Below are 901 nucleotides of genomic sequence, written 5' to 3' on the forward strand. Positions count from 1 at the left end.
TCACAGTCCAGCCGTTTCGCTTTCTGAATTGCGCGGACCACTCCTCATAAATGGCGAGCGCGCGTTGTGCCGTCTTGTATTCCGTCTCTGTAGGGATACGCATGTTTCTAGCTCCTCTTTCTAACCCCACTGTGCCGCCATCGCAGCGGCCATACCGGGGAAAAACTTGCTACGCTCTTTCCAGCGCTCCGGGCCGGGCGGGGCCTTGTGTACGCGGTCGACGGGCTTTGCGCCTTTGGGAAGGCCCAGGACTTCCCGGCACGCGTCCCACGTATTGAAGACCGGCTTAAGCGGCTCTAACCCGTCCAGCCAGAAACATGTTCGTTTCGTCTCCGGGTCGCCGAAGTGCCACGGCTGGACAGACTGCGCAAAGTCCCGATAGTTGGTAATCCGAGCCTTAGCGTGTTTGTGCATTATCGGGTTTTCAATGCACTTCATAGGAATAGGGGCGTTCCATAGATCAGAGAACAGCGCCGCGCCTTCGTCCAGCTTGCGCCACATAAAGGCTAGCCGTTCGTCCCTTGTCATCATCGCGTATTCCGCTATTTCGTCCACCGTGTAGTGTTCGGCGCTAAGTTTGCCGGGCGGTTCGTCTAGCCAGCGTACCCCGCTGTTGCACAGACGCGTGCAAGGCGGATGCGCGACCATGATAAAATCCCAACCCATGCCCAGCACGTCGCGGACGTCGCCTTGCAAGTGCATGTTGTGGTTATCCGTGGCCGGTAACAGGTCGCACGACCAAGCCTCATGCCCACGCGCCGCAAAGGCGCGGCGGACTTCGCCGGTATGCTCGCAAGCTACTAAGACTTTCATCGCTTCCCCTCGGATTGCAGTCAGTAGGCAAAAGACTAGCACAAGCAACACGGCTAGCGCAACGTCCTTTGCGTAGCTCATGACACCT

At 58.0% G+C, this 901-nt stretch carries 1 protein-coding gene; it reads right to left on the bottom strand.

The window, feature by feature from the left end:
• Nucleotides 1-120 precede the first annotated feature (120 nt).
• On the bottom strand, nt 121-901 hold a 781-nt coding region (locus ACK4TH_RS12350), incomplete at its 5' end, for a hypothetical protein (RefSeq protein ID WP_409626875.1).

Origin of the sequence: Tepidimonas sp., assembly GCF_046292505.1 — a bacterium.
GTDB lineage: Bacteria > Pseudomonadota > Gammaproteobacteria > Burkholderiales > Burkholderiaceae_C > Tepidimonas.